The organism is Actinosynnema sp. NPDC059797 (genome assembly GCF_042732085.1).
In the GTDB taxonomy this organism is placed as follows: Bacteria; Actinomycetota; Actinomycetes; order Mycobacteriales; family Pseudonocardiaceae; genus Actinosynnema.
In genome coordinates this window covers 1-2,449 of the sequence record NZ_JBHWIE010000635.1, presented here as the reverse complement: position 1 = coordinate 2,449, position 2,449 = coordinate 1, and the positions used below count along the sequence as shown (strand labels likewise).

At 75.5% G+C, this 2,449-nt stretch carries 1 protein-coding gene; it reads right to left on the bottom strand.

Annotation, left to right across the window (positions count from 1 at the left end; translation table 11 throughout):
- Nucleotides 1–2,449 (bottom strand): non-ribosomal peptide synthetase (locus ACFV4N_RS42755; protein ID WP_499678414.1); only part of this gene is annotated, 2,449 nt, incomplete at both ends.

Genomic DNA, 2,449 nt, shown 5'->3' with positions numbered 1-2,449 from the left:
GGTCCGGCGGTGGCAGGGCCGCGCGGTCGAGCTTGCCGTTGGCGTTGCGGGGCAGCTCGGCCAGCCGCACGTAGGCGCTGGGCCGCAGGTGCTCGGGCAGGTGCTCCTCGGCGTGCGCCCGCAGCGCCGCCGCCTCGGGCGTCTCGCCGGGCTCGGGCACCACGTAGGCGACCAGGCGCTTGTCGCCGGGCCGGTCCTCGCGCACCACGACCGCCGCCTGCCGCACGCGCGGGTGCCGGGTCAGGGCGTTGACGACCTCGCCGGGCTCCACGCGGAAGCCGCGGATCTTGATCTGGTCGTCGGCGCGGCCCAGGAACTCCAGCACGCCGTCGGCGCGCCACTTCACCAGGTCGCCGGTGCGGTACATGCGCTCGCCGGGCTCGCCGTGCGGGCAGGCCACGAACCGCTCGGCGGTCTGGGCGGGCGCCCGCAGGTAGCCGCGCGCCAGGCCGACGCCGGTCATGTACAGCTCGCCGACCACGCCCGGCGGCAGCAGGTTGAGGTGGGCGTCCAGCACGTAGAAGCCCTTGTTGCTGATCGGCCTGCCCACCGGGATCGACGGCAGCTCGGTGTCCTCCAGCCGCACCCGGTGGCAGACGGTGAAGATCATGTTCTCCACGGGCGAGTAGCCGTTGACCAGCCGCACGCCGGGGTGGCGGTCCAGCAGCTTGCGCAGGTGCGCCACCGACGCGGGCTCGCCGCCGGTCATGATCTGCTCCACGCCGACCAGCGCGTCCGGGTACTCGTCGAGCAGGTGGTTGAGCAGGCTCGCGGACAGGTGCACGGTGGTGATCCGGTGGCGGGCCACCAGCTCGCGGACCAGCGTCGGCTCGGGCGTCGGACCGGGCTGGAGCACGCAGGTCGCGCCGGACAGCAGCGGCCCGAACAGCTCCAGGGCGAACGCGTCCCACGACACCGGCGAGCACTGCAACCACACCTGGTCGGGGGAGAAGTCCACGTACTCCTGGCTGAGCAGGGTGCCGACCAGGGCCCGGTGGGGCGCGACCACGCCCTTGGGCGTGCCGGTGGAGCCGGAGGTGAACATCACGCACGCCACGTCGGCCGGGTCCACCGGCACGTCCGGCGGCGTCGCCGGCCGGGCCGCGACCCGCCCGGCGTCGCGCGGGTCGTCGAGCACCAGCAGCGGCACGCCGGTCACGCGGTCGGCCAGGCGCCCGCGGGTGATCACCAGCGGCGCACCGGTGCGCTCCACCAGCTCGGCCAGCCGCCGCACCGGGAACCGGGCGTCCAGCGTGGTGTAGCCCGCGCCCGCGGTGAGCGCGGCCAGCACGGCCACCACCAGGTCGACGTCGCGGTCGAGCAGCACCCCGACCACCTCGCCGGTGCGCACGCCCCGGTCGACCAGCTCGTGCGCCAGCCGGTTCACCCGGTCCAGCAGCTCGCCGTAGGTGACCCGCGCATCGCCGTGCACCAGCGCCACCGCGTCCGGCGTGCGCCGGGCCTGCGCGGCCACCAGCTCGTGCGCGCAGCGGTCCACCGGGGCGTCGGCGGCGGTGTCGGTCCACGCCGCCAGCAGGGAGCGCCGCTCCTGCGGGTCCAGCAGCTCGGGGCGGCTGATCCGGGTGTCCGGGTCGGCCAGCACCGCGGCGAACATCCGGGTCAGCCGGTCGGCCAGGGCCGCGACCGTGGACCGGTCGAACAGGTCGGTGGCGAACTCCAGGGCGCCGGTGATGCCCGCGGGCGCGCCGGTCGGGTCGTGCTCCTCGCGCAGGCCCAGGGTGAGGTCGAACTTCGCCGCGCCCGTGTCCACCGGGCGCACCTCGACGACCAGCCCCGGCACGTCGATCCGCGCCTCGGCGTTGTTCTGGAGCACCAGCATCACCTGGAACAGCGGGTGCCGGGACAGCGAGCGCACCGGGTTCAGCTCCTCGACGAGGCGCTCGAACGGCACGTCCTGGTGGTCGTAGGCGGCGAGGTCGGTGTCCCGGACCCGGGCCAGCAGCTCGCGGAACGTCGGGTCGCCGCTGGTGTCGGTGCGCAGGACGAGGGTGTTGACGAAGAAGCCGACCAGCTCGTCCAGGGCCTCGTCGGTGCGCCCGGCCACCGGTGAGCCGGCGGGCACGTCGGTGCCCGCGCCCAGGCGGGTGAGCAGGGCCGCGAACCCGGCCTGGAGCACCATGAACAGCGTGGCGCCGCTCGTCCGGGCCAGGTCCAGCAGGCCGCGGTGCAGGCGGGCGTCCAGCGCCAGCGGCACCGAGTCGCCCCGGCCGGTCGCCCCGGCCGGGCGGGCCCGGTCGGCGGGCAGCGGCAGCTCGTCGGGCACGCCGGCCAGCGCCTGCCGCCAGAACTCCAACTGGCGGGCCAGCGGGCTGGTCGGGTCGTCGGGGTCGCCCAGCAGTTCGCGTTGCCACAGGGTGTAGTCGGCGTAGTGGACGGGTAGTGGGGTCCAGTCGGGTGGGGTGCCGTCGAGTCGGGCGGTGTAGGCGGT